The organism is Acinetobacter sp. AKBS16 (assembly GCF_002899995.1).
Lineage (GTDB): Bacteria > Pseudomonadota > Gammaproteobacteria > Pseudomonadales > Moraxellaceae > Acinetobacter > Acinetobacter baumannii.
This window is the reverse complement of record NZ_POYH01000092.1, coordinates 15,504-17,855: the sequence shown is the minus strand read 5'-3', so window position 1 is coordinate 17,855 and position 2,352 is coordinate 15,504. Positions and strand designations below refer to the sequence as shown.

Genomic DNA, 2,352 nt, shown 5'->3' with positions numbered 1-2,352 from the left:
AAGGGTCACGGCCTGATAAATACGAACGCGTTCCCCAATCACACAAGTCTCGCCAATCACCACACCCGTACCATGATCAATGAAAAATCCTTTACCGATTTGTGCACCCGGATGAATATCAATACCTGTTGCAGAGTGAGCCAACTCCGAAATAATGCGTGACAATAAAGGCACTTGAGCATAGAGCTGATGGGCAATTCTGTGATAAATAATCGCAAATATGCCCGGATAGCAGAGTAATACTTCATCTACACTATGTGCTGCCGGATCACCTTCATAAGCCGCTCGCACATCGCCGTCTAAAAGGCGCCGTATAGAGGGCAAAGTGTTGGCGAAATCCTGCACAATAGTTTGAGCAAGTTCTTGTGGCTGCTGCACTGGGCTTGAATGACCCATATGTCGTTTTGCTTCATAATTTAAAGCCAGTTGTACTTGAGCATGTAAGGCGGTTAGCACCCGATTTAAGGTATAGGCAATATAAGAATCTTCAGTTTCCTGACGTAAGTCGGCAGGGCCTAAACGCATTGGAAATAAAATCCCGCACAGGTCATCTAAAATGGCCTTTAAAGCTTCTTTAGATGGAAGTTCACGGCCCCCAAATTCTTTGGTCCTGTGTTGCTGCTGACGCCAGTCATGCCTTGCTTGTTGTAAACCTTGTACAACCGCATTAATGTTCCATTGAGTCACAAGCTTTCCTTGATTCACTGAAAATTGATTGAAGTATTAGTCTTGTTGCCAAGGAAGTTGGTGGATGCGCCAGCCATTTTTCTGATTACGCTGTTGCTGTTCATTTAGATCACCTTCGAAGCCTTCAAGAACGTTATAAATGTGCTCAAAACCAGCATTAAATGCGGCCTCGGCAGCTTGTGCTGAACGGTTGCCACTACGACATAACAAAAGAATGGTTTTGTCTTTACCGACTTTTGATTCAAGTTCTTTTAAAAAGCGTGGATTACGGTTAAATGATGTGCCTGTTGCCCATGCGACATGAATACTTTCAGGGACATAACCTACAAATTTACGTTCTTCATTGGTACGTACATCAACTAAAACGGCTTCTCCTTGTTGTACGAGTTGCCATGCATCAACAGGTGATAAACTACCACTAAAATTTAGTTCGTGTTCTTGTGCATATTGCTGTGCTTTAGCAAGAATATCTTCGGCTGAAAAGGATGTATTTGAACCATTTGAGATAAAACCTTGCGGAGTTTCAGTATTTAATTTAGCGTTCATTGAATATATCCTTATCTTTGATTCAGATTGTTAAGGTTCAATTTACGCGGTTTTAAATATAAGCAAAAATAAGGAATATCTATTTATATATATTATTTTGATAAATAAGAGCGGTGAATATTTTGTATAAATTAGTATTAGTTAATTTTATAAAGTTATTAAAATAAAATAGATTTAAGAAATTTTATTATTTAGTAAAAACCGTACAGATTAAAATAATCCGCACGGTTTTTAAAATTAAGCAAATCCACCATTTACACGAATGACTTGAGAGTTTACCCAGCGCCCATCTGGACCAGCCAGCATGGCAACTACGCCAGCAATTTCGTCAGGTGTCCCGATTCGTTCCAATGGAGCAAGTTTTGCAATAGCTGCCACTTGCTCTTCAGTTTTTCCATTGTAAAAAAGGTCAGTGCCTGTCGGGCCGGGCGCAACGGCGTTTACAGTAATATTGCGTCCGCGTAACTCATTTGCTAACACATGTACCAAACCTTCGACACCTGCTTTTGAAGCAATATAAGGACCATAAGCCGGAAAAGATTTGGCAATTACACTGGTTGAAAGCGCAATAATCCGGCCACCATCTGGCACCGTTTCGGCCGCATGCGCCAATATTAAAAACGCGCCACGTAAATTGGTATGAATCACTTTATCGAAATCTGGCAGGCTTTCAGGTGTAATTTTTGCCATAGGCATAATACCGGCACTATGAACTACCACATCTAACCGACCGTTAATGGCCTTTGCTTCTTGAAACAAACGGCTCACCTCATGTTCATTTGCAACGTCCGCTTGAATAGCTGAGGCTTGACCACCTTGCTCAATAATATGTTCTACAATGGTTTGAGCATGCACTTTATTACCAGCATAGTTAACAATCACATAAAAACCATCTTGAGCTAAACGTTCTGCAATAGCACGGCCAATACCACGTGATGCGCCAGTAACCAGAGCTGTTTTTCTTGAAATATTCATTTTTAGATTGCCTGTTTGAGTAAGTATGGCTTATTTTAATAATATAGAAATATGGGATAAATCATTAAAATTGGATAAGATAATTCCATATAGATTAATAATAGGTAGGGTTAAAAGCGAGCACCATGGATAAATTTGATACCT

At 40.2% G+C, this 2,352-nt stretch carries 3 protein-coding genes; all 3 read right to left on the bottom strand.

The features are described 5' to 3' along the window. A partial coding sequence (locus C1642_RS17120; RefSeq protein WP_228153967.1) for a serine O-acetyltransferase occupies positions 1-705 on the bottom strand: 705 nt, incomplete at its 3' end. Between the two features lie 18 nt (positions 706-723). Then, positions 724-1,233, bottom strand: coding sequence for a rhodanese-like domain-containing protein (locus C1642_RS17115; RefSeq protein ID WP_005111151.1), 510 nt, complete (start codon positions 1,231-1,233; stop codon positions 724-726). A 237-nt stretch (positions 1,234-1,470) separates the two neighbouring features. Beyond that, a complete protein-coding gene (locus C1642_RS17110; protein ID WP_103236639.1) occupies positions 1,471-2,208 on the bottom strand; it encodes an SDR family oxidoreductase in 738 nt (245 codons plus the stop codon). Positions 2,209-2,352 lie beyond the last annotated feature (144 nt).